This window comes from Sphingopyxis sp. OAS728 (assembly GCF_014873485.1).
Taxonomy (GTDB): Bacteria; Pseudomonadota; Alphaproteobacteria; order Sphingomonadales; family Sphingomonadaceae; genus Sphingopyxis.
This window is the reverse complement of record NZ_JADBDT010000001.1, coordinates 1,383,713-1,408,246: the sequence shown is the minus strand read 5'-3', so window position 1 is coordinate 1,408,246 and position 24,534 is coordinate 1,383,713. Positions and strand designations below refer to the sequence as shown.

The 24,534-nt window shown below is 64.1% G+C and carries 21 protein-coding genes, 1 tRNA gene and 1 pseudogene; 14 read left to right on the top strand and 9 right to left on the bottom strand.

Translation table 11 applies throughout. From position 1 onward, the window contains the following. Nucleotides 1–61 precede the first annotated feature (61 nt). From GGC65_RS06560 to GGC65_RS06545, 4 genes are all read right to left on the bottom strand, one after another. Complete coding sequence (locus GGC65_RS06560) at nt 62–724, bottom strand: HNH endonuclease (RefSeq protein WP_192646417.1); 663 nt, start codon at nt 722–724, stop codon at nt 62–64. Between the two features lie 70 nt (nt 725–794). Next, nucleotides 795–1,223, bottom strand: coding sequence for a hypothetical protein (locus tag GGC65_RS06555; RefSeq protein WP_192646416.1), 429 nt, complete (start codon nt 1,221–1,223; stop codon nt 795–797). A gap of 1,269 nt (nt 1,224–2,492) precedes the next feature. Next, nucleotides 2,493–2,744: a PilZ domain-containing protein gene (locus GGC65_RS06550; protein WP_192649423.1), complete on the bottom strand. Its 252-nt coding sequence runs from the start codon at nt 2,742–2,744 to the stop codon at nt 2,493–2,495. Nucleotides 2,745–2,883: 139 nt separating this feature from the next. After that, entirely contained in the window at nt 2,884–3,048 is a 165-nt protein-coding gene (locus GGC65_RS06545; protein ID WP_192646415.1) for a DUF6771 family protein, read from the bottom strand. Nucleotides 3,049–3,274: 226 nt separating this feature from the next. On the opposite strand from GGC65_RS06545, the gene GGC65_RS06540 reads away from it, so the two are divergent. From GGC65_RS06540 to GGC65_RS06480, 13 genes and pseudogenes are all read left to right on the top strand, one after another. Further along, nucleotides 3,275–5,317 carry a conjugal transfer protein TraG gene (locus GGC65_RS06540; RefSeq protein WP_192646414.1) on the top strand — a complete coding sequence of 681 codons (2,043 nt, stop codon included), beginning with the start codon at nt 3,275–3,277 and terminating at the stop codon, nt 5,315–5,317. A gap of 2 nt (nt 5,318–5,319) precedes the next feature. Then, nucleotides 5,320–5,745 carry a CopG family transcriptional regulator gene (locus GGC65_RS06535; protein WP_192646413.1) on the top strand — a complete coding sequence of 142 codons (426 nt, stop codon included), beginning with the start codon at nt 5,320–5,322 and terminating at the stop codon, nt 5,743–5,745. Beyond that, nucleotides 5,742–6,743: a P-type conjugative transfer ATPase TrbB gene (gene trbB, locus GGC65_RS06530; RefSeq protein WP_192646412.1), complete on the top strand. Its 1,002-nt coding sequence runs from the start codon at nt 5,742–5,744 to the stop codon at nt 6,741–6,743. Before GGC65_RS06535 ends, trbB begins: the two co-directional genes overlap by 4 nt. 3 nt (nt 6,744–6,746) lie before the next feature. Next, nucleotides 6,747–7,082, top strand: a complete 336-nt coding sequence (locus GGC65_RS06525) for a TrbC/VirB2 family protein (RefSeq protein ID WP_413052719.1) — start codon at nt 6,747–6,749, stop codon at nt 7,080–7,082. After that, the gene (locus GGC65_RS06520) at nt 7,079–7,363 is read left to right on the top strand and encodes a VirB3 family type IV secretion system protein (RefSeq protein WP_192646411.1); all 285 of its coding nucleotides are present in this window, start codon (nt 7,079–7,081) and stop codon (nt 7,361–7,363) included. The genes GGC65_RS06525 and GGC65_RS06520 overlap by 4 nt, the downstream gene beginning before the upstream one ends. Further along, a complete protein-coding gene (gene trbE / locus GGC65_RS06515; protein ID WP_192646410.1) occupies nt 7,357–9,828 on the top strand; it encodes a conjugal transfer protein TrbE in 2,472 nt (823 codons plus the stop codon). Before GGC65_RS06520 ends, trbE begins: the two co-directional genes overlap by 7 nt. Next, nucleotides 9,825–10,544 (top strand): P-type conjugative transfer protein TrbJ, encoded by a 720-nt coding sequence (gene trbJ / locus GGC65_RS06510; RefSeq protein ID WP_192646409.1) that lies wholly within the window; start codon nt 9,825–9,827, stop codon nt 10,542–10,544. The genes trbE and trbJ overlap by 4 nt, the downstream gene beginning before the upstream one ends. A gap of 131 nt (nt 10,545–10,675) precedes the next feature. After that, a pseudogene (gene trbL / locus GGC65_RS06505) lies at nt 10,676–11,980 on the top strand (P-type conjugative transfer protein TrbL). 2 nt (nt 11,981–11,982) lie between these two features. Then, nucleotides 11,983–12,831, top strand: a complete 849-nt coding sequence (gene trbF / locus GGC65_RS06500; RefSeq protein WP_192646408.1) for a conjugal transfer protein TrbF — start codon at nt 11,983–11,985, stop codon at nt 12,829–12,831. Continuing rightward, nucleotides 12,828–13,655 (top strand): P-type conjugative transfer protein TrbG, encoded by an 828-nt coding sequence (gene trbG / locus GGC65_RS06495; protein ID WP_192646407.1) that lies wholly within the window; start codon nt 12,828–12,830, stop codon nt 13,653–13,655. Before trbF ends, trbG begins: the two co-directional genes overlap by 4 nt. Beyond that, nucleotides 13,652–14,872 carry a TrbI/VirB10 family protein gene (locus GGC65_RS06490; protein WP_192646406.1) on the top strand — a complete coding sequence of 407 codons (1,221 nt, stop codon included), beginning with the start codon at nt 13,652–13,654 and terminating at the stop codon, nt 14,870–14,872. Before trbG ends, GGC65_RS06490 begins: the two co-directional genes overlap by 4 nt. A gap of 1 nt (nt 14,873) precedes the next feature. Then, complete coding sequence (locus GGC65_RS06485) at nt 14,874–15,089, top strand: DUF2274 domain-containing protein (protein ID WP_192646405.1); 216 nt, start codon at nt 14,874–14,876, stop codon at nt 15,087–15,089. 6 nt (nt 15,090–15,095) lie between these two features. Continuing rightward, nucleotides 15,096–15,293: a helix-turn-helix transcriptional regulator gene (locus GGC65_RS06480; protein WP_413052718.1), complete on the top strand. Its 198-nt coding sequence runs from the start codon at nt 15,096–15,098 to the stop codon at nt 15,291–15,293. A gap of 261 nt (nt 15,294–15,554) precedes the next feature. Here the strand turns inward: GGC65_RS06480 and GGC65_RS06475 are convergent, their stop codons facing one another. From GGC65_RS06475 to GGC65_RS06460, 4 genes are all read right to left on the bottom strand, one after another. Next, nucleotides 15,555–18,680: a S8 family peptidase gene (locus GGC65_RS06475; RefSeq protein WP_192646403.1), complete on the bottom strand. Its 3,126-nt coding sequence runs from the start codon at nt 18,678–18,680 to the stop codon at nt 15,555–15,557. Between the two features lie 101 nt (nt 18,681–18,781). After that, entirely contained in the window at nt 18,782–20,152 is a 1,371-nt protein-coding gene (locus GGC65_RS06470) for an EAL domain-containing protein (protein ID WP_192646402.1), read from the bottom strand. A 16-nt stretch (nt 20,153–20,168) separates the two neighbouring features. Further along, complete coding sequence (locus tag GGC65_RS06465; protein ID WP_192646401.1) at nt 20,169–20,561, bottom strand: response regulator; 393 nt, start codon at nt 20,559–20,561, stop codon at nt 20,169–20,171. A 68-nt stretch (nt 20,562–20,629) separates the two neighbouring features. Further along, nucleotides 20,630–23,125, bottom strand: coding sequence for an ATP-binding protein (locus tag GGC65_RS06460; RefSeq protein ID WP_192646400.1), 2,496 nt, complete (start codon nt 23,123–23,125; stop codon nt 20,630–20,632). A 267-nt stretch (nt 23,126–23,392) separates the two neighbouring features. Between GGC65_RS06460 and GGC65_RS06455 the strand changes: the two genes are divergently transcribed. Continuing rightward, a complete protein-coding gene (locus tag GGC65_RS06455) occupies nt 23,393–24,394 on the top strand; it encodes a VacJ family lipoprotein (protein ID WP_192646399.1) in 1,002 nt (333 codons plus the stop codon). A 64-nt stretch (nt 24,395–24,458) separates the two neighbouring features. On the opposite strand, the gene GGC65_RS06450 is transcribed toward GGC65_RS06455, so the two are convergent. Next, nucleotides 24,459–24,534 (bottom strand) — tRNA-Thr (locus GGC65_RS06450).

Genomic DNA, 24,534 nt, shown 5'->3' with positions numbered 1-24,534 from the left:
GGTAAAGGACTGCAAAGTCCTGATTCATCGTAAAGCTTCAAGTCAGTCTGTGACACGCCATTTAGTTCGGTGGCGCGGCCGGGCGATAGCGTAGTTCTGCTTCGCGCCGCACGCGCACGGCATCTTCGAAGCGAACATACTCGCCGAGCGCGATGCATTTTCCGTCGACGTGGATTCTCGCCCGCCAATTGTTTTTCGAGCAGTGCCAATGAACACCCGTGACCCCGCTCCGGTTGTTTTTGAGCCTGTCGCCTTTGCGCCGAATGGGGCGCGAGACAGGTGCGCGAAGATTAGAGATCCGAAGATCGCGGCGATCGGCGCCGACGAAACGGATGATGCCGGTTGGCCAGCGGCCGTAGTGCATTGCCCAAACGACCCGCTGGGCCTTGTGCAAGCGGCCCCCGATGCTGAGAGTCCGGTATCCATGTCCGTCATCGGCCTGCGCAGCCTCCGTGCCCGCATAGCGCGCGTTCCAACGATCGAGGTTGGTTGGGATAGGTAGACCATGCCTGGCCAGCGTTTCGGCGTCCCGTGCGCGCCACGAGAGGCGACCTGACACGGCATCATAGGACAGAATCGTATGAAGTGCTTCGGGTGTCGGAAGGTGGGTGCGAGCCATCGTGTCCACATGTCCGGGGGGAGGGCGATCGGGCGTCTTGCGCTTGTTTGCAAGGATGATTGACCGCGCGACGAATATCAACGCAAATTGTTCGACATTCGCCACTGCTCATTCTGATCCGAAATACGAAGGAGAATGCGAGGGACAAAATCGCTCGGATCAACGGGACTGGGCCTTACGACGAGAATGTGGGCTCCGCCCCTCCGCGGCCGCTTAAAAGGCGGCTGCGATACTCTATTGCCGCGAGAATAAGCTCGGCACGCGAAAGCTCCCCGAACCTGTGACGAAAATCCGCGTCGAATATATCGGCACCAACATGCTGCATGAGCCAGTCAGCCGCTGCAGTCCAACGGTCGACGCGGCCGGTCATCGTTCCTGCGATAATATCGAGATTGACATCGTCGGCGGTAAGCGCCTCGCTACGTCTTTGTAGTTCGATCTCGACATCGGCCAATTCGGTCGACGTGAGTGCGGACCAACGTTCGGAAAAGCCCGGCCAGTCCGTCACGGAAACGGTCCAGGGAACCTCTGCCATGACCCAGTCGACGACCTCGCATATACGGCCGCGCCGTTGCTGTGGATCATTGATGTCGGTCACACTCACGATGTCGCTCCCTTCCCATGCTTCGTTCGCATCGTTCGTCCGCCGCACCTGAGTGTCGGTGCTAGAAGAATTTGAGCGTGCGCCCGCGACGCTCTCTCGCGCGGCGGCATGCCGGTCGCGGCTGCGAGCGTCGCGGCACACGCATGGCACCGAACAAGGGACCAACCACTGCTCGATGCCACGTCGACTGCGCCCCTCGTGGGGAGGGATGCGAAGAATAAATGTCTCAGATCGCTTGTCGTTCCGGCGGAAGCCGCCTCGCATTCGAGTTCATTTGATATCATCTTGATCGGGCAGGGAATAAATCAAGAAAACGCTCGTCGTTCTGAACTAACTGTTCAAATACTGACGGAATCTGTGCCCATTTATTCATCGTTCCTGATTCGGAGCAGAATCCCTCGCGGAACAGATGTTCCTCTCGCAATAGTTTGCCTGCCATATCCGATTTCACGCCCGGCGAGCGGCTGCGCCCTCGAAGGTTCGAGCGGCTTCTCCAGCCGTCCGAGGCGACCATCGCACGAGAAGGCTCCGGCCGCCACTTTGGCACGCTTGGGACGCAACTGGCAGCCTCGGGGGCAGAACCGTCGACAGCTCAGAGGGCCAGGCGGTCGCTTGAGGCCGCGACTGGCGCAATCATGACCACATAGGCTCAATCGGCTACAAGGGCCCTTCGGTAGAGCAAATCCTGAAAAGGCGTGCGAAGGAATTTTTCGACGGCTGACCCATCTGACTTCTCGGCCTCAAAAAGCAGCGATGAACCCCGGCGCCGTACGGCCTCGCTGAGAACCTACTTCGGAGTGATTTCGGCGGGCGATCGGACAGCGATTTGGTTTTCGGGCTTTAATAGAAAGCGACGGCCGGGACCAGCGACCGCCGCTCTGACCGATGCCATTCGTGGGTGGGGGGCATGAAGGAAGCGGCCTCGCTCACCCAAATACTGCGACAGGATGATTAGCGAGATCCTAATTTCTGATGCGCGGCGAGGAGCTTTCCACGGCGAATACGATGGATTGAGCACCCTTATCGACGCGAAGAAGGTCTGGCGGCGACTTTCCTGCACCGGACAGTATCAGCCGCTTTCGACGAGCGAAACGTCGATGTCGGCCGGATGACCGCTGAGACGAAAGCTGAAGATAAGCCTCATTCGTCCTGTTCGACGCGCAGGTGAATCTGGACCTCCTTCGCGCCAATCGCGGACCGCGAAGCGCATCTGGTGCTAAGCTGTTCACTCCTCAATCCGACAGCTCCCGCAGCAGCCCGCCGAGAGCGTCACCTCGTCGATTGCGTTCGAAACCGGGCGATGCTTTCAAGGTCCGAGCGGTCCAGCGGCATGGTAAACCAAAGACCGCCGCGTGTCCCATCAATCCAGCGAACGATTGCCCGCCTTCTCAATTCTCCGCCGGGCAGCAACAGCTCCATCTCCGACCCGGGCTCCAGCGAGCCGGCAAAACGCAACCCGGCCCCGCGGTGCGATAGATCGACGAGCTCGATCGGGAAGGTTGCGCCGTGTGCCGTGGCAATCGCCTCGGCTTGTACGGGCCCGGTGACCGGTACGGCGCGACCCCGTCAAAAAGCCGTTCGCCGACGCGCAGCCTGAAACATGACTAAATGGCGCAATTGACGCCCCAGGCCCGCAGCCGCGAGTCAGACATTGAGATGATTAATCCGCTCCGTCCTGCCTTCGCAGGGCTTCAGCAATCATCGCTGCCAATGCTTCTTCGGCCTGGGTTCGAACGACCGCGTCCTTAGCTTCAAGGTCACGTCGCATCCATTGCGGAGCGCGCTCGATGACGTTTAGAATGATGCTGGTAAGGTCGCTGCTCATCTGCGGCCTATGCGCCGACTAGTCGTGCTTCGCAACCTGCCACCCGCGACTCCGGCGTTCATTGCGCGGCGTTCGGGCGCCTCGAAGACGGCAGGTCTGGGTGCTGAGACTGAAGCGACCCTCTTGCGGCTCTCAAGCGACCCCCTAGCGACCCTGTCCGTATGACGCGGTCGATGCGATTATTTCCGGGTCAGGGCAATTGCCCGTCCTTCCCGGAGTTTGATCGATGTCACCCACGAGGTTGCTGCTCGGCCAGATATTCATCGTCTTCCTGATCATGATCCTCGGCGTCTGGAGCGCGACGCAATATTGCGCTTCGGCGCTCGGCTATCAGCCGGAACTCGGCCCGGCATGGTTCACGCTGTTCGGCACGCCCGTGTACAAGCCATGGGCCCTCTTCCCCTGGTGGTATCATTTCGAGGCCTATGCGCCCGAGATATTCGACACCGCGGGGACGATTGCCGCCGCTAGCGGTTTCCTTGGATGCGCGAGCGCGATCGCGGGGTCGCTGTGGCGCGCGCGCCAGTCGAGCCATGTCACGACTTACGGTTCGGCGCGCTGGGCGAGTGATGGCGAAATCAGGAAGGCAGGGCTCACGCGCGATGCCGGCGTCTTCCTCGGGCGTCACAAATCGGATTATCTTCGCCACGACGGTCCCGAGCATGTCATGGCTTTCGCACCGACAAGGTCGGGCAAAGGCGTCGGCCTCGTTGTTCCGACGTTGCTTTCCTGGACCGGCAGCGCGGTCATTCACGACATCAAGGGCGAGAACTGGCAACTGACCGCCGGCTGGCGCGCGCGCTTCAGCAATGCGCTGATGTTCAATCCGACTGACCTCGCCTCGGCCCGCTACAATCCGCTTCTCGAAGTACGCCGCGGCCCGAACGAAGTGCGCGACGTCCAGAACATCGCCGACATATTGGTCGATCCGGAAGGGGCGCTCGAAAAGCGCGGGCACTGGGAGAAGACGAGCCACAGCCTGCTCGTCGGCGCGATCCTTCATGTCCTCTACGCCGAGGAAGAAAAAACGCTCGCGCGCGTCGCAACCTTCCTCTCGGATCCGCAGCGCCCGTTCATGGACACGCTGACGCGGATGATGACGACCAATCATCTCGGCACCCCCGAAAAACCGGAAGTCCACAAGGTCGTGGCGTCGGCCGCGCGCGAAGTGCGCAACAAGAGCGAGAATGAGCGCTCGGGTGTGCTGTCGACCGCCATGTCCTATCTCAGCCTCTACCGCGACCCGACCATCGCAGTGGTCACCTCGCGCAGCGACTGGCGAATCGCCGACCTCGTCGAAGCCGAACATCCGGTCTCGCTCTATCTCGTCATCCCGCCGTCCGACATCAGCCGCACCCGGCCGCTCGTCCGCCTGATCCTCAACCAGATTGGGCGCCGGCTCACCGAGAAGCTGGACGACCAGGCATCGAGCGTGCGCCGCCATCAGCTGCTGATGATGCTCGACGAGTTCCCGGCCCTCGGACGGCTCGACTTTTTCGAAACGAGCCTTGCCTTCATGGCCGGCTATGGTGTGCGCGCCTTTCTGATCGCCCAGAGCCTCAACCAGATCGAGAAGGCCTATGGCGAACACAATGCCATCCTCGACAATTGTCACGTCCGCGTCGCCTTTGCGACGAACGACGAACGGACGGCGCGGCGCATCTCCGACGCCCTCGGCGTCGCGACCGAACAGCGCGCGATGCGCAACTATGCCGGCCACCGCCTCGCGCCCTGGCTCGCGCATGTCATGGTCAGCCGCCAGGAAACCGCGCGGCCGCTGCTGACGCAGGGCGAGGTGATGCAGCTCGATCCCAAGGACGAACTCGTCCTCGTCTCGGGGATGGCGCCGATCCGCGCCAATAAGCTGCGCTATTACGAAGACCCGCATTTCAAGGCGCGGATCTTGCCGCCGCCGTCAGGCGGCACCGAGGGCGGCGCCTATCCCGACCGTCCGAAGCCGCGACCCAACGATTGGGGCAGCCTTGCCCGGCGCACCGATGCCCGGCTCGAGGGCACCATCGACGCCGAGGTACCCGAGGATGACAGCGGACCTCAGCAGCAGCGAGCGCCGGAAATCGCTGAAGAGCCGCCCGCACCCGCCGAACCGCCCAGACAGATCGATGCGCTCGGCTTCGAGCAGGACGATGCCGATCCCGCGACAGACAAGCGCGCGATGGACCGGTCGCGCAATTCGCAAGGCGATGTGCAGCGCGCCCACGCGCTCAACCAGGGACAGGGTGACGACGACGACACCCTGCCGAGCTTCTGATCATGGGACGCCGCAAGGAAAATAAGGTGCGTTACCAGCTCTTCCTCCCTCAGGAACTCAGTCAGCGGTTCGAAGCGCTCGCCGCCGAGCCCGGCGCCGCGAAATCGGCGATCCTCGTCGACGCGCTGACCGCTTGGCTCAATCGCCATGCCGTGTCCGAGCTCGAGACAAAGTTCAGCGTCCGGCTTGACCGCATGTCGATGGCGCTCGGACGGATCGAGCGCGACGGCCATATCCTCCTCGAGAGCCTTGCGCTGTTCATCCGCTACCAGCTCACCGTCCAGGCGCCGCTTGCTGAAGGCGACGATGCCTCGCGCGCCGTGGGCCGCGACCGCTTCAACGCCTTCGTCGCGCGCGTCGGCGAGGCGATGGCAGGCGGGACGCGCACGCTTGGCGGTGCGCCGGCCAGCAAGGCGCCGCGGTCATGAGCGAGGCGCTTTCCACAGCCCGCAGCCGCGCAATGCTTCGCACGGCAATGGGGCCGACGATCGCGGCGGCGCTCGCCGACTTAGAGGTCATCGAGATCATGATCAATCCCGACGGTCGGCTCTGGCTCGACCGCCTTGGCCGCGGCCGCTGGGATACCGGCTTCCGGTTCGAGCCCGCGCAGGTCGAGCGGATCATCCGCCTCGTCGCGAGCCACGCGCGAACCGAGGCGCATGCTATGTCGCCGATCGTCTCGGCAGAACTGCCTCCTCACGGGCAGGGGGCTGGAGAGCGGTTCGAGGGCGTGCTGCCGCCGGTCGCGACCGCGCCCTGCTTCTCGATCCGCAAACCCGCCGCGAAGATCCACACTTTGCTAGACTATGTGAAGGACGGCATTATGTCGGCCGATGTGGCGCGGCGCCTCGCTATGGCGGTCGTCGAGCGGCAGAATATCCTCATTGTCGGCGGCACCTCATCGGGCAAGACGACGCTCGCCAATGCGCTGCTCGCCGAGATGGGCGACCTCGACGAGCGGGTGATCCTGATCGAGGACACGCGCGAGCTGCAATGCGCCGCGTCCGACGTCGTCGCGCTGCGCACGCGAACCGTCGGTGCGAATGCGACGGGGTTGGTCACCATGGCCGACCTGGTGCGCTCGACCCTGCGACTCCGGCCTGACCGGATCATCGTCGGCGAGGTCCGCGGACGCGAGGCGCTCGATATGCTCAAGGCGTGGAATACCGGACACCCGGGCGGGATCGCGACGATCCATGCGAATGGCGCGGTCGCCTCGCTCTACCGGCTTGAGCAGCTTATCCAGGAAGCCGTGGTCACCGTGCCGCGCCGCCTCATCGCCGAAGCGATCGACCTCATCGTCTTCATCTCGGGGCGGGGGCTTGCCCGGCGCGTCGAGACCGTGGCGCGCGTCGCCGGGCTCGATCCCGACGGAGGCTACGGCGTCGTCGAACTCACTTCCGATCATCCCAAGACAGGAGACTAAGCCATGTCAGCCGAGACCAATTCGCGCCACCGCATGCCGAAGATCGCCGCCGCCGCGCTTGCCGCCGGTCTGCTTTTCGCCGCCACCGCGGAGGCTGCGGGCTCGGGGATGCCGTGGGAGGAGCCGCTGCAGCAGGTTCTGGAATCGGTCCAGGGACCGGTCGCCAAGATCGTCGCGGTGATCATTATCATCACGACCGGGCTGACGCTCGCCTTCGGCGAGACCGCTGGCGGCTTTCGGCGGCTGATCCAGATCGTCTTCGGCCTCTCGATCGCCTTCGCCGCATCGAGCTTCTTTCTGTCCTTCTTCAGCTTCGGCGGCGGAGCGCTCATCGCATGACGGCCGCGGCGAATCCTTCCGCCGCGCCGATCGAAGGCTATGAGGCGCCGATCTATCGCTCGCTCGCCGAGCCGATCCTGCTCGGCGGCGCGCCGCGCGCGATCGCGATCCTCAACGGCACGCTTGCCGCGGCGCTCGGGCTCGGGCTCCAGCAATGGATCGCGGGGATAGGAGTCTGCGCGCTCGGTCACACCGCCGCTGTGATGGCGGCGAAACGCGATCCCGACTTCGCGCCGGTGCTGCTGCGTCACCTGAAACAGCGGGGGTATCTCGCATGCTGATGCTTCACGAATATCGCCGCAAGGCGGACCGGCTCGCCGATCATCTGCCATGGGCGGCACTCGTCGCGCCGGGCGTTGTCCTGAACAAGGACGGCAGCTTCAGCCGGGTGCTCGCGTTCCGGGGACCCGATCTCGAATCCGCGACCGAGGCCGAGCTCGTCTCGGTCGCCGCACGCGCCAATAATGTGCTGAAGCGTTTCGGATCGGGCTGGGCGCTGCATATCGAAGCCGAACGCCGCGAGGCGCTGGGCTATCCGGCAAGCCGTTTTCCCGACGCCGCCTCCTGGCTGGTCGACGAAGAGCGGCGCGCCGGTTTTGAAAGCCGCGAAGCGCATTTCGAAAGCTTCTACTATCTGACGCTGACTTTTCTCGCCGAGCCCGATCAGGCCGACCGCGCCGGCCGCGCGCTCGTCGAGCGCAGCGACGCCGGAAAGGGTCGCGACTGGCGGCAGGCGCTCGCCAGCTTTGTCGCCGAGACCAACCGTGTTCTTGACCTGTTTTCGGGCTTCATGCCCTCGGTGCGCCCGCTCGACGACGGCGAGACGCTGACCTATTTGCACGGCTCGGTCTCGGACCGTCGCCACATCGTCGTGGTGCCCGAAACGCCGATCTATCTCGATGCGCTGCTCGCGGACACGCCGCTCGTCGGCGGGCTCGAGCCGATGCTCGGGCGGCTTCATCTGCGCACGCTGACAATCCTCGGCTTCCCGAACCTCAGCCGGCCCGGCATCCTCGATGCCCTCAATCATCAAGGCTTTTCCTATCGTTGGGTGACGCGCTTCATAGCGCTCGACAAGACCGAGGCGACCAAGGCGCTGACCCGGCTTCGCCGCCAATGGTTCAACAAGCGCAAGTCGATCACCGCATTGCTTCGCGAGGTGATGTACAATCAGCCCGCACAGCTGCTCGACAGCGATGCGGATAACAAGATGCTCGACGCCGACCTCGCGCTGCAAGCGCTCGGCGGCGATCATGTCGCCTTCGGGCACCTGACCACGACGATCACCGTGTCCGAAGTCGACCCCGCCCGCGTCAACGAAAAGCTTCGTGCGGTCGAACGGATCGTGCATGGACTCGGCTTCACCTGTATTCGCGAAGGCGTCAATGCGGTCGAAGCGTGGCTTGGCTCGCTTCCTGGCCATGTCTACGCCAATGTCCGTCAGCCGCTCGTCCATACGCTCAACCTTGCGCATCTCATGCCGCTGTCGTCGGTCTGGGCGGGGCCGGCGCGCAACGATCATCTCGACGGTCCGCCGCTGCTTTATGCCGAGACAAGCGGCTCAACGCCATTCCGCTTGTCCACGCATGTCGGCGATGTTGGGCATATGATGATCGTCGGACCGACGGGTGCCGGCAAGTCGGTGCTGCTCAGCCTGCTCGCGCTCCAGTTCCGCCGTTATGCGGGCGCGCAGGTCTATATTTTCGACAAGGGCTTCTCGGCGCGCGCCGCGGTGCTCGCGATGGGCGGCGCGCATCACGCGCTTGGCCTGGGCGGGACAAGCGAGGGGGAGGGGGCGATCGCCTTCCAGCCGCTCCGCGGAATCGACCGGGCCGACGAGCGCGCCTGGGCGGCGGAGTGGGTCGCGGCGCTGCTGGCCCACGAACACGTTGCAGTTACCCCGGAGGTCAAGGAGGCGATCTGGTCGGCGCTCACCAGTCTCGCAACGGCGCCGATCGAGGAGCGGACGCTGACCGGCCTTGCCCTGCTGCTCCAGTCGGCATCGCTGCGTACCGCGCTCGCGCCTTATACGCTCGAAGGTCCCTTCGGGCGGATGCTCGATGCCGCCGAGGACGATCTCGCAATTGCCGATGTGCAATGTTTCGAAACCGAAGCGCTGATGGGGCAGGCGGGGATCGTCGCGCCGGTGCTGACCTATCTTTTTCATCGTCTCGAAGAGCGGTTCGACGGGCGGCCGACTTTGCTGATCCTCGATGAGGCCTGGGTTTTCCTCGATCATCCGCTGTTCAGCGCGCGCATCCGCGAATGGCTGAAGGTGCTGCGCAAACGGAATGTCTCGGTCGTTTTCGCGACGCAGAGTCTCGCTGACATTGCGGGCAGCGCGATCGCACCGGCGATTATCGAGAGCTGCCCTCAGCGCATATTGTTACCCAACGACCGCGCAATCGAACCGCAGTCTGAGGTCGCTTATGCGCGCTTCGGACTCAATGCCCGGCAGATCGAACTGATCGCGCGCGCAACCCCGAAACGTCAATATTATCTCCAATCGGCGCGCGGAAACCGGTTGTTCGAACTCGGCCTCGGTCCGGTCGCGCTGGCGCTGTGCGGCGCCTCCGATCCCGACACGCAGAAGCGGATCGACGCCATCCTTGCCGAGCATGGGAAGCGCGACTTCGCCGCCCACTTCCTCAGCGGTGCCGGCGTCGACTGGGCCGCGGGCCTCCTCGCCGGATTCCCCGGCGTCCATTCCCCCGCAGACCTATCCCCCGAAGGAGACATGCCATGAAGAAGATGCACCTTGCGCTGTTGGCAGCCGCGCTCGCTCCCGTGACAATATTAACGGTGACGACCGCGCAAGCCGTACCGGTTTTCGATAGCGCCAACTACTCGCAGAATCTGCTCACCGCCGCGCGGACCCTCCAGCAGATCAATCAGCAGATCCAATCGCTGCAGAACGAAGCGCAGGTGCTCGCGAACCAGCAGAAGCATCTTTCCAAGATTGATTTCCCGCAGATGTCGGCGCTTGAGCAGCGGCTTCAACAGATTGACCGGCTGATGGGACAGGCGCAGGGGATCGACTTTCGTGTCGACCGCCTCGACGAGCAGTTCCGGCAGGCCTTTCCGTCAAGCTTCGAGCATCTCGCCCGGCGCGATCTCCGCATTTCCGCGGCGAAGCAGCGGCTCGAAAGCGAGATGGCGGCCTTTCGCCAGGCGATGGGCGTGCAAAGCGGCATCGTCGAAAATGTTCGGGGCGATGCCGAGGCGCTGAAAGCGATCGTCGACAAGAGTCAGGGCGCCGAAGGTGGACTTCAGGCGGCCCAGGCGACGAATCAGCTGCTTGCGCTCGCCGCCAAGCAGCAGTTCCAGATCCAGCAGCTGATGGCGGCGCAGTTCCGCGAGCAGACGCTCGAGCGTGCGAAGCGCGCGCAGATCGCACGCGAAGCCCGCGAATCGACCCGCCGGTTCCTCGGCGACGGCAAGGCCTGGACGCCGCCGCGCTGACGTCAATCCGATAGGGGCAGGACGGGTCACAACGCTCCCCACACCCGAAAGCTGCCCCGTCACGGGGGCTGCCGCGGCTGTCGCTATCCGGCCGCTGGCCCCCGTGACAAATTTCATGAGGACATGCGCACATGGATGATCTCCACGTCATCGACCAGTTCATGCAGGCGTTCGTTGCCTATATCGACAGCGGTTTCGGGCTGCTCGGCGGCGATGTCGGATTTCTCACGACAATCCTCATCGGCATCGACATCACGCTCGCCGGGCTCTTCTGGGCGCTCGGCGGCGAGGACGATGTCATCGCCAAGTTCCTCAAGAAAATCCTCCATGTTGGCGTCTTCGCGCTGATCCTGAACAGCTTCCAGACGCTCTCGGAGATCATCTTCCGCTCGTTTGCGGGGCTCGGCCTGACGGCGGGCGGCAGTGCGATCGGACCCGAGGATTTGCTGATGCCGGGCAGGCTTGCCGGTACGGGATTTGAGGCCGCCTGGCCTTTGCTCCGGCAGGCGAAGGAGCTCGTCGGTCCGATCGCCTTCTTCGACAATTTCATCGAGATCGCGGTACTGGTCATCGCCTGGCTGATCGTCATTGCGGCGTTCTTCATCCTCGCGATCCAGCTCTTCATCACGATTCTGGAATTCAAGCTCACCTCGCTTGCGGGCTTCGTGCTTGTGCCGTTCGCGCTCTGGAACCGGACCTCCTTCCTTGCCGAGCGCGTGCTCGGCAATGTCGTGAGCTCGGGCATCAAGGTCATGGTGCTCGCGGTGATCGTCGGCATCGGCTCCAACTATTTCGCCGACTTTACCAGCGCGCTCACGGTCGAAGAGGTCAGTATCGAGCAGGCCGTCTCGTTGATGCTCGCGAGCCTTGCGCTCTTCGGTCTTGCGATCTTCGGCCCCGCGATCGCATCGGGTCTCGTATCGGGCGCACCGCAGCTCGGCGCCGGATCGGCTGTCGCCGCCACCGCACTCGCCGCCGGCGGCATCGCCATGGGGGGCGCTGGCGCTGTCGCCGCGGCGCGGGGCATCGGCGGCGCCGGTCTCGGCGCGATCCGCGCCGGAACCTCGATGGGGAGCGCCACCGCTACCGCCTAGAAGCTGGGGCAGGAGACCTCGGGATCATCGAGCGTCGGCGCGGGGCTCGGCGGCGTAGCGACCGCTGCGAAAGGCGCAGCCGCGAACCGCTTCCGCTCCGCCGCCGGCCTTGGCGAGGCAGCCGAGCGCGGTCGCACGGCGGCGTGGGACGCCGGAACTGCTAGTGGCGCGCGGGGCGCGCCGGCTCCGGTCCCCGCCGCAGGCGATGCCGCTCCAGCCTGGGCACAGCGCCTGCAAGGCCAGCAAAATTCCCGGCACCGCCGCCAGATGGCCATGCACACGATCAAGGAAGGCGACCGCGGCGGCGCCGGCATCACCCCCGACATCCACGAAAGGGATTAGTCATGCGATTCAAACGTGCTGTGCAGCGTTATGGGCAGACGCCCGAACCCGGCACGCCCTATCAGCGCGCCGGCCAGCTCTGGGATGACCGCATCGGTTCGGCGCGGGTCCAGGCGAGGAACTGGCGGCTGATGGCGTTCGGCGGGCTGGTCCTGACGGTCGGCCTCTCGTCGGCGCTCGTCTGGCAATCGATGCAGAGCCGGGTGGTTCCTTATGTGGTCGAGGTCGACAAGCTGGGACAGGCGCAGGCGGTAACGCCCGCGGACGGGGCGTATCGTCCGACCGATCCGCAGATTGCCTGGCACCTTGGCCGCTTCATCACCCATGTTCGCGCGCGGTCGCTCGACCCGGTGCTGATGCGCGAGCATTGGCTGTCGGCCTACGATTTCGCGACCGAGCGTGGGGCCTTGTTTCTCGGCGAATATGCCCGTGCCTCCAATCCGTTTGCCGAGGTCGGTCGCCGCACCGTGTCGGTCCAGGTGACCAGCGTCGTTCGCGCGTCGGACGACAGCTTCCGGATCAACTGGACCGAGCAGGCTTATGAGCGCGGCAGCCTGTCGGGCACGTCGCGATGGACCGCCGTCGTGACCATCAAGCTCGAGCCGCCGCGCTCGGCCGAAGTGCTGCGGAAAAATCCGCTCGGTCTCTACATCGACGCGATCGACTGGAGCCGCGAGCTCGAGGCGCTCGCGCCTCCGTCGCTTCCGGCAGCCGACGAGGCTGCCGTCGCACCGGTGGAACGCGGGTCGGGCGGTGCGCCGACGGCGACGATCCCGCTTGGGTCGCCGCTCGACCCCGATCTCGCTCTGATGCCATCCACCCAGCCCCTATACGAAGGAGAACCGCAATGATCCGCCTGGTCTTGATAGCGGCGAGTCTGGCGGCGCTCGCCCCGGCCGCCTTTGCGCAGTCCGCCTCCGGCGTCGCCGCCGCCAACAAGGCGGCGCTTCGCGAGCCCTCCCGCTCTGGTTTCATCCACGCCGTGCAGGTCTACCCCTATAGCGAAGGCGCGCTCTTCCGTCTGTTTGCAGCGCCCGAGCGGGTAAGCGATATCGCGCTGCAGCCCGGCGAGACACTGATCTCGGTCGCTGCTGGCGACACGGTGCGCTGGACGGTCGGCGACACCACGAGTGGAAGCGGGGAGGGGAAGCGGACGCATCTTCTCGTGAAACCCTTCGCGCCCGGACTGTCGACAAATCTTGTCATCACCACCGACCGGCGCGTCTATCATGTCCAGCTGACCAGTACGGCTTCGACGGGGATGACCGGAATGCGCTGGACTTATCCGCAGGACGAACTGCTCGCGCTGGCGCGGCAACGTGCCGAAGCGGAAGCCGCCCGGCCTGTCTCCCTCGGCGTCGAGATCGCACAGCTGAACTTCGATTACCGGGTTAGCGGAGACAGGCCCGCCTGGCGGCCGCTCAGAGCATTCGACGACGGCCGTCAGACCTGGATCGAGTTTCCGGCGGCGATCTCGACCGGAGAGGCACCGCCGCTCTTTGTCCTCGGCGACAAGGGCGAAGCCGAACTCGTCAATTATCGCGTTTCAGGTCGCTTCTACATCGTCGATCGCCTGTTCGGCGCCGCCGAATTGCGGCTCGGCGCGAAGAAGCAGAAGATCGTGCGTGTGACGCGCGGCGGCGCGAAGCGCGCGAGCCGGGGGCAGGGCCAATGAACGAGACTGCCCCCGTGCCCGCTGCGCCGGCGCGCGCCCCCGCGAAGGTCGACCCCGAAACGCTGGTGCTCCGCGGCAGTCCGGCGCGGGCCACCCGGTTCCGCCGCGGCGCAATCATCGCGATCGCCGGCGTCGGCACGACCTGTCTCGCCGGGGCGGTCTGGCTGGCGTTCAAACCGATCAGCTTCTTGTCGAACGGACCGGCTGAAAGCCGCGGGCAGGTAGCGGTAAAGGCACCTGCCGATGCTTTCGATGGCGCGCCGACCAGTTACGCTGAAGTTCCGAAACTCGGGCCCAAGCTTCCAGGTGATCTCGGCAGGCCGATCCTCGAAAAGCAGCGTGAGTTGGACATGATGGGACCGACCGACCCAGCAGCCGACGCGGCGGCCCGCGCGACGCAGGAGGCCGAAACCGAGCGCCAGCGTCTGGCCGCGGAACAGCGCGCGGCTCGCCAGTCGGGCGTCATGCTTCAACTGGCGAACGGCGTTTCGGGCCCATCCGTTGCAGCGGTTGCTACACAGGCTCAGTCGATTTCTGAGGGCGCTTTAGCTGAGGACGCAACCGATCCTGGCGTGCCGCGCCGCAAAGATGATCTTGCCGGGCGAGCAAACACCGAACCCCATGTGAACCCGCACAGGCTAGAAGCGCCTGCATCGCCGTGGACGCTCCAAGCCGGTAGCCTGATCGCCGGAAGTCTGATCACCGGACTGAATTCGGATTTACCCGGGATCGTCAGCGCGCAAGTCACCGAGAACGCCTACGACAGCGTAACGGGACGAACGTTGCTGATCCCGCAGGGATCCAGGCTCATCGGCAGTTACGACAGCGTCGTTGCCTTTGGGCAAAGGCGAGCGCTCGTCATTTGGCAAAGGATCATCCTCCCGAACGGCGCATCGATCCGCATCAACAACGCGCCTGCAAGCGATACCGAGGGGTATTCTGGCCTTTCCGACCGTGTCGATCGGCACACATGGCAGCTTCTCAAGGGTGTCGCTCTCTCAACCCTTCTCGGCGTCGGCACCGAGTTGGGATGGGGTAGCAGCGAAAGCGACCTCGTTCGAGCTATCCGCGAATCCGCGCAACAGAAAGGCGCCCGGGCCGGAGAGCAGATTGTGGCACGCAATCTCGACGTGCAGCCGACGCTTAAAGTGCGGCCCGGCTGGCCGCTCCGAATCGTCGTCCATCAGGACCTCATCCTTTCGCCCTGGCGAGGCTGAGATGGCGGATCTCAAACTGGCAAGGCTTCCCGACCGCAAGCCGGTCAAGTTGACCTTCGAGATGATGCCCGATCTCGAGCAGGCACTCGCCGATTACGCCGCGGCCTATGAGGTCGCTTATGGGAAGCGCGAGAAGCCTGCCGACCTCATTCCCTATATGCTGTGGGCCTTCCTTGAGAGCGACCGCGAATTCAGCAAGCAACGCCGACGGTCGTGATTGGCGATGGCAGAGCGAATCCTTCGCCTGAAAGCGGTACTGGACCGGACAGGTCTGTCGCGCTCGGCACTCTATCGCAAAATTGCCGAAGGCAGCTTTCCCCGCCAGTTGAAGCTGAGCGTTCACAGCTCCGGCTGGCACGAATCTGCCGTCGATAGGTGGATTGCAGATCCTGCAGGGTTTTGGGAAAAGCCGCCAAGCTAGCCGACTTCGAACTGTGGTTGCGGGCGCTTGGCAACTTTGATTTAAAGCCGCTGCGGTTAAAGATTGAACTGCTCGTCGCGGAATAAAGTCAGTTCGGCGAAAATGCCAGATTTGTCCCTAAAAGTCCCAGTACAGCCTACGAAATATGGCCGGAAGTTTGGGGTAGATTGGGCATTTTGACTCGCTCACCTTTTTATATTTCAAGTACTTACTTGAGGAAGTCGAGTCCTACTGCCCCTGCCAGGCCCGTCCCGAGGGACATCAAAAGCGAAGGTTGAACCGCGCCCCGGCCATCACAGCCGCCGCCTGATCGATCGATTGCTCGCCGCGCAGGCGTACTTGGCCGAACAGCGCCACATCGGCCTGACCGTCCATCACCGACCGTGCATATTGGAACGCCCCGATGAGCGGCCGCTTGCTGCCCGGCAGGTCGAAGCGTTCGGTGACGAGGCCGAGCTGGCCGGTCTCGCGATCGATCACCTGTACGCTGCTGACGTCGAGGCTGCCGCTGTCGACGTGCAGCGGCTGCGCCATGCTGACGCGCAGCGCGTCGTTGCTGTCGAACAGATGCTGCTTGGCAATGCTGACCTGATAGGCCGAGGTGCGGAAACCGCCGCCGCCGGTGGTGACAAGCGTGTCGCCCGATCCGGCGCGCGTCCGGCCGGACGTGGCGGAGGCCGCGATCTGCAGCGTCGGTGTCGCCTGCCAAGTCGCGCCCAGCGTCATCCCGTCGGTAGTCGCGCCCTTGCCGATGACGTCCGAGGACATCGACTGGATGCCGAGGATCCCGTCCTTCTCCGCGAGCCGCGTGTAGGCGCCGGTCAGCTCGATGCCGGCGACGGGGCGGTACGCGACCGATACGGTGCTCGCGCCGGTGCGGTAGCCCTTGACCTCGGCGTAGCTGTTCTGCTGCTCCAGGGTCATCGCATGGAAATCATAGCGTATGTCCTGCTCGGTGAAGCCCGCCGTGATCGAGAGCGCGTCGTTGAAGCTGTAGCTGACCTTGCCGAAGGCGCCGCCCGAAGCCATGCCGAGGATCGGGTTGGCGCCGCCCTGCGACGGATCATAGTCCGACGCGCGCCCGAACCCGGCGATATTGCCGAGCTCGATCGCGCCGTCGCCTTCGCCCATCTGCAATGCGAAGCGGCCCTCGGGGCTCGCGAGGCGCAGCGACGACTGATAGGGCGACTGGCCGAAGCGGAGGCCGCTGCCGCGGATCGTGCGTGGCGCGCTCGACAGCGTGATGTTGAGCCCCGACCGCGCGCCGACACTGGCCGAGCTTGCGGAGAAATTGAGGCTGGACCGGTCGGTGAACGAGGCGCCGGTCTTCATCCAGCGCGTAACCTGATTGTAGAGATAGGCCTGGAATTGTTCCTTGGTCGACCCCGCCGACAGCGCCTTGCTGTCGAACAGCTTGCTCGACAACGGAATGGCGAAGTCGCGATAGGTGCCGCCGATATTCTCGAAGGCATAGAAATACATGCCCTTGGCTTCCCAATTGCCGAGCTGGGTCGCGCCTTGCGAGCGGAGCGTCGCCGACGACATCGGTTTCGCCTGGCCCTTGTCACCCATCTGATACCAGGTGAGGTTGTTGTAATCGAGCGGCGACAGGGCGCCGGTGACGTTGAGCATGCCGACGCCATAAATCGAGTCATTGCCCTTCGCGCCGAGGTCGGTCGCGCTGCCCAGGATGATGTCGATCGTCTCGCCGGGATATTTGGCGAGCCACGGCCAGCGGTCGTGGATCAGCGCGACGGTGCCCGAAACGAGCGGCGCGGCGAAGGACGTGCCCGAATAGCGCGTCACGCCGCCCTTGCCGTCGGACACCAGCATCATCTCGCCCGGCGCGACGATGAAGCGGTCCATCAGCTTGACGCAGCCATTGTTGGTGTTGAGGCACGCGTCGCCGGGGCGGTTCGAGAAATCGGAGATCGCGCCCGACGGATCGACCGATCCGACCACGATGACGTTCGCCGAATTGGTCCATTTGATATTCTGCGGCTGCGAAATCCCGTCGTTGCCCGCGACGATGACGAAGACGCTCTCCTTCGTCGACAGCGTCACCGCCGGATCGGCCAGCACGCTGTTCCAGTCGGGATGCAGCGTCCAGCCCGGAACGCCCAGCGACATGTTGATGATGCTGGCGTTTTTCTGTCCAAGGGTCAGGATGCCCTTTTTGATATCGGCCCAGCCTGCGGTTTCGGTCGCATCGAACGGATTATAGGCGACAACCGTCGCCATCGGCGCGATGCCCATCACGCCCTTGCCGTCGTGCGGCGCGACCATCAGGCTGGCGACCGCCGAGCCATGGCCGTTGTCGAAGCTCGACGCGCCCTTGTACGTCTTGATGTTGCCCGCGGCCGGGTCGGACACGGTGAAGTCGAGCAGGCCAATGATGCTGTCGCGGCCTTCGCCGGCATTCTGCGTCAGCGACGGCGACCAGTTGACCATGCGCATCCAGTAATCGGGATTGTCGGCACCCGAAAATTGCATCAGCCCGTCATACCATTCGAGGAAGAAATGCTCGCGCTGGTTGACGTCGAGTTTGGCGAGGCTCGCGGGATCACTCAGGTCGATGCCATATTTGGCGAGCAGCGGGTTTGCGAAGCCCGCGTTGAAATCCTTGCCGGTGCCGGCCTTGACAGCATCGCCCCAGAAGCCGCCCGAGCGATTGACCATCACGCGAAGCTGCGCAGAGGCGCCCTGATAGTCGCCATTGTCCCACGCCGGACGCGTCGCGGCCCATGACGTGCCGAGTTCGTCCCAGAAGCTGCGGATCTTGCCCCACGCGGGCGCGGAGCGGTTGACGCTGCTCGGCGTCTTGCCGTCGTTATAGGTGACAAGGTCGCCCCAGAAGGCGCGCGTATCCCCTTCGAACGGCGTTACATCGCCCCAGAAGCTGCGGATCTTGCCCCAGAAGGGCGAGACTTCTTCGTCCTCGAAACTGCGGATCTTGCCCCAGAAGCTGCGGATCTTCCCCCACTTGGGCTCGACGTCGCCCGTCTCGGGCGCGGCAAAGGCATCGTTGCGCAGCAGGTAGGGCAGGCCGTCGGTCGTCGTGTTGTCGAGGATGCTGCCCGTCGCGTTGACGGTGTTGACGAGCGAACCCGGTGCGCCGTTCACGGTCTTGATCACCGGGCTCAGGAGATTGTTGAGCTTGTCGCTGGTTTTGGTCGACAGGGGCAGGACGGAAATGACCTTGGGCGCCACGATCGTCGTCGTCTTACCGACGGTGCTCGCGACCGTGCTAGCGGCGGGTGCGGCGGTCTTGGTGGCGCCGCCCGTCAGGATGCCCGAAAGGGGTCCTGCATGCGCGGGCGCGGCATGGATCAGCATCGGTGCGATGCCGGCCATCAGGCTTGCCTTCAGCAGTTTGGACGTGGTCATTTTGGTCCCCCTATCGATTGCTCGATGGGGACCGGATAAGTTTCGGCTCCTTGTGCGAAGCCTACTGAACTGCGTTAATTCCCGTTCACGCTAAAATTGTGTCAGTTTGCGACAGGTCGTGTTCCGAGCCGATTCTGGAGCTCGGTAAGCTCATTTTTGACCGGTTTTGAGCCACTCTTGAGATATTCGACGAGCTGGGGCAGGGGCAGCGGCTGCGAAATATGATAGCCCTGCACATGATCGCAGCGCATGATTGTTAACAGGCTCAGCGCGAGTTCGTCTTCGACTCCCTCGGCGGTAACCTCCATTTCGAGCGCGCGCGCGATCTCGATCGCCGAGCGGACGAGCAGCGGATCGCGGTGGCTCGTCGTCAGCGATCGCACAAAGGCCTGGTCGATCTTGAGTTCGTGCGCGGGCAGGTCGCGCAGATAAGAGAGCGACGAGAGGCCCGACCCGAAATCGTCGATCGCAAGATGGATTCCGGCGTCGGCGATGCGCCGCAGGTTCGTGAGCGCCGCATCGGTATCCTCGATCACGGCGGTCTCGGTGATCTCGAGCCCGATCTTGCCCGATGCATCGCCGATCCGTGCGATGACGAGGTCGCAAAAGGCGGCGTCGCTCACCAGCCGTCCCGATAGGTTGACGTCGATCGGGAGGACAAGATCCTGTTCGAGGAGGCGGTGCTGGTCGGCGATCGCACGGTCGAGCGTCCAGATCGTCAGCTCGTCGATCAGCCCGGTCTCCTCCGCCAGCCCGACAAAGGTCATCGGCGGGACATTGCCGTGTCGCGGATGCGTCCAGCGGCACAGCGCCTCCGCCGCGGTCACCGTCTCGTCGGCAAGGCTGAGCTTGGGCATGTAATGAAGCTCGAGCCGGTCTTCGTGGATCGCCTCGATCAGGTCGGGCAACATCCGTGCGCTCGCGGCGGTGGCGCCGAATTCGCCGGCGCGGGCAAAGCTGATCCGCTCGGCCTTGCGCTGCGCATCCTCGACCGCGAGCGCCGAAATCTCGAAAAGCTCGTCGCCCGTTTCGCCCGCCGCGATGCGGTTGGAGCCGATGGCGATTTCGGGCGCGAACGGCATGGCGTCGACGGTCACGGCTTGCTGCAACGCGCCGCGCAGCGCCTGCATCGTCGCCATCGCGTCGGCGGGATCGTCGGCGCGATAGAAAAATTCGATCGATGTTCGTCCGACGCGGCCAATCTCCATTCGCGGATCGGCGGCGATGCGGTCGGCGAGCGCGCGCATGATTTCGTTGGCGGCGCGATATCCGATCCGGCGGCGCACCGCGGCGAATTTCATGACCTCGGCGACCGCCGCGTAATTATGGGTTCGTCGGCTCGGCGCGGGTATTCCCGGCGCATCATGTCCGACGAGCCCTCGCGGCGTTAGCCATCCGTCGCGCCAGCCCCAGATCAGGGTCGCCGCAACAGCCACGGTGATGAGGAGTGAAACGACGATCAGCGCGCTCATGACCTGCGAGGGCGCACTAGGTCAGGACGATGCCGTTGCCCGCGGAGCGGGCCATCAGGCGGCCGATCGTGTCGATCAGGCCGGCCATCGCAACGGGCTTCATCAGCACACCGTCAGCGCCGGCGGCGGTGCAGCGTTGTTCGAGGTCGCTCGACGTGTCGGCGGTGACGACGATGATCGGTAGCTCGGCCTTCGCGTCGCCGCGGGCGCGGATTTCGCGCGTGGCGTCGAGCCCGTCCATGCCCGGCATGCGCAGGTCCATCAGGATGACCTGATAGTCGTGGCCCTCAATCAGCGCGAGGCCCGCTTCGGCGCTGTCGGCTTCGTCCATGCTCGCGCCAACGACACCGAGCATGTCCTTCACGACACGCCGGTTCATGGCATCATCATCGACGAAAAGAATATTCATGGGTCCCCACCTCTCGATTGCGGGGTTCTATGCCGGGCTCGTTAATTTCTGGCAAACCATGGATAAATTTAGCTGGCGATCCGCATGGGCCGATTGTCTTCGCCCCGATCGGCCGGCGCGGCATAGAGCGCCTTGAGTCCGGCGATAAGGTCTGCAGCGCCCACCGGTTTCAGGATGACCTGATCCGCACCCGCGGCGAACATCTCCGCCTTGCCAAGCTGCTCGGTCGGCGCGGCCAAAAGCGTCGTCTTGCTGCCGGCCGCTTCGGCGGCGGCGATGATCGCACGAATATCGTCGATGCCGCCCGTCGATGCGCCTTCGATCAGGATATGATCGAAATGAGCCGATTTCATCTGTTCGAGGGCGTTCTCGGCCGAAAAGGCGATATCGACCGTTCGCGTCTCAGGCGCGAGCAGCATCCGCATCAGCGCGTGGTTCGCGATATTGCGCTCGATCAGCAGCACCGCGGCATGCGCCAGCGTATCCGATGCTTCGGCGATTTCGGCATAGCCTTCGCCGATCGCTTGCAGCGGCAGGGTCAGCGTGAAACACGACCCTTCGCCCGACGTGCTGGTTACGGCGATGTCGCCGCCAAGTGCCCTGGCGAGACGCTGCGAGATCGCGAGCCCGAGCCCAGTGCCCGAAAATTCGCGCGTCGTCGAATTATTGGCCTGGGTGAAGGCTTCGAAGATGCGCGCGTGCTCGGTTTCGTCGATCCCGATGCCGGTATCGCGCACGGCAAAGACAACGCCATCGGCAGTTCCGCTGACGCTCAACGTCACGCTGCCCTGCGGCGTAAATTTGATGGCGTTCGACAGCAGGTTCGACAGGATCTGGCGCAGCCGGCCGCCATCGGTCATTGCCCGCGCCGGGACATTCTCGAGCACACAGTCGAGCGCCAGTGATTTGCCTGCGGCCGCCTCGCGCCAGAGGCCCACGCAGTCGGCGATCAGGCGCGCGAGATCGACCTCTTCGCTTTCGACCGGCATATCGCCGGCCTCCATTTTGGCGACGTCGAGGATGTCGTCGACGAGCGTTTTCATCGTCTCGCCCGCGCCGCGCAGCAGTTCGACCCGCTCGCGTGTGTCCTTGGTCAGGCGGCGGTCGGCGAGCAGGACCTGCGCCATGCCGAGGACGCCGTTGAGCGGCGTCCGGATTTCGTGGCTGGTCGTCGCAAGGAAGTCCGTGCGCGCCTTCAGCGCCTTTTCGAGCGCCACATTGCTCGCCGAAAGCTCGACGTTGGTGGCGCGGACCTGATTGCGGCTGCGGCGGATCGAAACATAGCCGAAAGCGAGCATCGCAAAGATGATCAGGAGCGCGGTGCCGAGGGCGATGAACAGGCGCGTGCGAAACTCGCCGCGCTGCCGTTCGATCGTGATGTCGCGCTGGAGCTGCCCTTGTTTGAGCTCGGAGATTTTCAGATTCTGGTTCGCGAAATCGAACTGCGCCGACATCAACTGCGCGCTGACCGAGGCGGTGAGACGGAGCGCCTCGCGGTCGAGCCGCTGGAAGGCCTTGAGATGTGCGAGCGCCGCATCGCGCTCGCCAAGCGTCTCGTAAATTCCCGTCGCGGCCTCGTGCAGCTCGCGGAAAGGCATTTCGGTCTTCGCCAGATCCTGCCCCGCAAAGGCCGCGCTCATCAGCTGGCCCGCCTTCTCCGTGTCGCCGCGCTTGGCTTCGACCATCGCGCGTACGCCGAGGATGAAGGGATGCCATCCCGCGGCTTCGCCGCCCTGGGCGACGAGTGACTCCGCGCGCGCCAGCGTCGCGAGCGCCTGATCGAGCTTGCCCAGCTCATATTGCGTTTCGGCAAGGTTCGTCAGGATGCGCGCTTCGAGCAGCTGGCTTTCGAGCTGCCGTGCGGCCTTCAGGGCGAGGCCATATTCGGCTTCGGCCTTTGCGAAATTCCCTTGTTCGCGATACGCTTGGCCGCGGTTGTTATAGGTCGCAAGATTGAGCCAGGGATCCTCCGAATAGGCTTCGAGCGACTGGCTGTAATAGCTTTGGACGCGGTCGAAATCGGCAGCCTCGAGATATAGGTTGCCGATGTCCTGAAGCGCGATCGCGCGCGACCGTGCCTCGCCGATCGCGCGAAAGATGCGATGCGCGGACAGATAATCCTTGAGCGCACCCTGCACGTCGCCGCTCATTTCCGCCAGCGTCGCGCGCGACCGCAGCAGATCGCCGTTGAGCTTCGATCCGGGGGCGCCGCTCTGGATACTGGTCAGGGCCTCGGCAACAAGCGACTTCGCCCGCGGCGTATCGTTCAGGAAGATATAGGCTTCGGCCAGCAGCCACCGTGCCGTGGCCGACGAAATTGCGGCGTCGCGTGCGCTGACCGAACCGTCGCGCTTCATGGTGTCGGCCATGCGCAGCAAGTCTTCGGCCGATTTCCGTGCAATCGCCGGATCGCCCATCATCGCTTGCTTGGTCGCATCGACCTTGGCGGCAAACGCCTTTATGACGGGCGATTGTGCGGCAACGGTTTGGCCATGCGCGGCGGGTTCGGCACCCGCGGGCGCCGCGCCGATCAACAGGGCGAGGCATAATATCGTGGCGCGCATTCGCTATCCTTTTGGACGGCCCCATGTGCCATCAATGGGTTAAGCAAGCGTTAGGCTATTTTCCGGGCTTTCCAGCCGCGGAGCATTTTTTTCTTCCCTCTCGGCGGAGGACGGGTAAGGCAACCTTTGCCCGCGATCGCGGGTCAGACGGCTTGGGTGAAGGGAGGGGCGTCTCTTGATCATGATTTCGGGCTGAGAACCCGGGCAAGGAGTTTGACATATGCGACCGATGCTCATCAACCTTGTGACGGCGGGATCGCGCGCGCGATGAGTATTTCGGCCGTCGCTGCACTTCTCTTGCTTTCCGGGGCACCGCCCGCTGTTTCGGATGTTGCGCCCGTGGCCTCGGCGGAGATCGAACCGCAACAACACGACAATGATCCGGCACCCGTTGCGCCGCCGACGGTCGTGCCGACAATCGAGCCCATCCCATCTTCCGCACCGGCCGCACCCGCAACAGCTGGTAGCGAGCCGCCAACGGACGCGCCGTCGTCGCCCGACGATATCGTCGTGACCGCACGCGGAGAGGCGCCGCCGGGCGATCCGCTGCAAGAGGTCAACATCACGTCGTATCGCGTCGTCCAGTCGGTCGACAAGGCGATCGTGGCCCCGGTCGCCACGGGATATCAAGGCATCGTGCCGGAGCCTGTTCGCGACGGGCTCGGCAATGCGCTGCGCAACCTCAGCGAGCCTATCAATTTCCTGAACTTTTTGTTGCAGTTCAAGATTGGCAAGGCCGCCGAGACGCTCGGCCGGTTTGCGGTCAACACGACCTTTGGCGTCGGGGGGCTGTTCGATGTCGCGAAAACAAAGCCGTTCAACCTGCCTTATCGGCGCAACGGCTTTGCCAATACTTTGGGTTTCTACGGCGTCGAGCCCGGTCCCTATTTCTACCTTCCGCTCGTCGGACCGACGACGTTGCGCGACTTAGCCGGTAACAGTCTCGATCTGCTCGTCCTTCCGACCGCCGTCGGCGCGCCTTTCAACCGTCCGGCCTATGCGGTCCCGACGACCGTGATCAAGCAGCTCAACGATCGCATCGAAGGCGATGCGGCGATCAAATGCCTGCAAGAGGAAAGCGCGGATCCCTATGTCGAGACGCGCACGCTCTATCTGGAAATGCGCCAGCGCGAAATCGACGCGCTAAAGGGCAAGGGCCCCGATACCGCCAGCCCCGAAGCCGGCGTCGTTACAATGCAGGCCGAGCCTTCGGCCGAAGCAAGCGCGATCGCGGCCGGAGAGCCCATCAAGGCCTGCGCCCCCAAATAGCGTTTGCGTGGGCTGGATCTGAAAACCGGCTAAAGCCGCGCAAACGCCGGGCTCGGGGCGTCGATGGTGCCGGCTACAGGATTCGAACCCGTGGCCCCCTGATTACAAATCAGGTGCTCTACCAACTGAGCTAAGCCGGC

Bases quoted from the DNA above. Each gene is read 5' to 3' on its own strand.
- GGC65_RS06465 (WP_192646401.1), bottom strand. From the start codon at position 20,561: ATGAATATTCTTTTCGTCGATGATGATGCCATGAACCGGCGTGTCGTG.
- trbJ (WP_192646409.1), top strand. From the start codon at position 9,825: ATGAAGAAGATGCACCTTGCGCTGTTGGCAGCCGCGCTCGCTCCCGTG.
- GGC65_RS06475 (WP_192646403.1), bottom strand. From the start codon at position 18,680: ATGACCACGTCCAAACTGCTGAAGGCAAGCCTGATGGCCGGCATCGCA.
- GGC65_RS06520 (WP_192646411.1), top strand. From the start codon at position 7,079: ATGACGGCCGCGGCGAATCCTTCCGCCGCGCCGATCGAAGGCTATGAG.
- trbF (WP_192646408.1), top strand. From the start codon at position 11,983: ATGCGATTCAAACGTGCTGTGCAGCGTTATGGGCAGACGCCCGAACCC.
- trbB (WP_192646412.1), top strand. From the start codon at position 5,742: ATGAGCGAGGCGCTTTCCACAGCCCGCAGCCGCGCAATGCTTCGCACG.
- GGC65_RS06535 (WP_192646413.1), top strand. From the start codon at position 5,320: ATGGGACGCCGCAAGGAAAATAAGGTGCGTTACCAGCTCTTCCTCCCT.
- GGC65_RS06470 (WP_192646402.1), bottom strand. From the start codon at position 20,152: ATGAGCGCGCTGATCGTCGTTTCACTCCTCATCACCGTGGCTGTTGCG.
- GGC65_RS06485 (WP_192646405.1), top strand. From the start codon at position 14,874: ATGGCGGATCTCAAACTGGCAAGGCTTCCCGACCGCAAGCCGGTCAAG.
- GGC65_RS06480 (WP_413052718.1), top strand. From the start codon at position 15,096: ATGGCAGAGCGAATCCTTCGCCTGAAAGCGGTACTGGACCGGACAGGT.
- GGC65_RS06545 (WP_192646415.1), bottom strand. From the start codon at position 3,048: ATGAGCAGCGACCTTACCAGCATCATTCTAAACGTCATCGAGCGCGCT.
- trbG (WP_192646407.1), top strand. From the start codon at position 12,828: ATGATCCGCCTGGTCTTGATAGCGGCGAGTCTGGCGGCGCTCGCCCCG.
- GGC65_RS06460 (WP_192646400.1), bottom strand. From the start codon at position 23,125: ATGCGCGCCACGATATTATGCCTCGCCCTGTTGATCGGCGCGGCGCCC.
- GGC65_RS06455 (WP_192646399.1), top strand. From the start codon at position 23,393: ATGAGTATTTCGGCCGTCGCTGCACTTCTCTTGCTTTCCGGGGCACCG.
- trbE (WP_192646410.1), top strand. From the start codon at position 7,357: ATGCTGATGCTTCACGAATATCGCCGCAAGGCGGACCGGCTCGCCGAT.
- GGC65_RS06490 (WP_192646406.1), top strand. From the start codon at position 13,652: ATGAACGAGACTGCCCCCGTGCCCGCTGCGCCGGCGCGCGCCCCCGCG.
- GGC65_RS06525 (WP_413052719.1), top strand. From the start codon at position 6,747: ATGTCAGCCGAGACCAATTCGCGCCACCGCATGCCGAAGATCGCCGCC.
- GGC65_RS06540 (WP_192646414.1), top strand. From the start codon at position 3,275: ATGTCACCCACGAGGTTGCTGCTCGGCCAGATATTCATCGTCTTCCTG.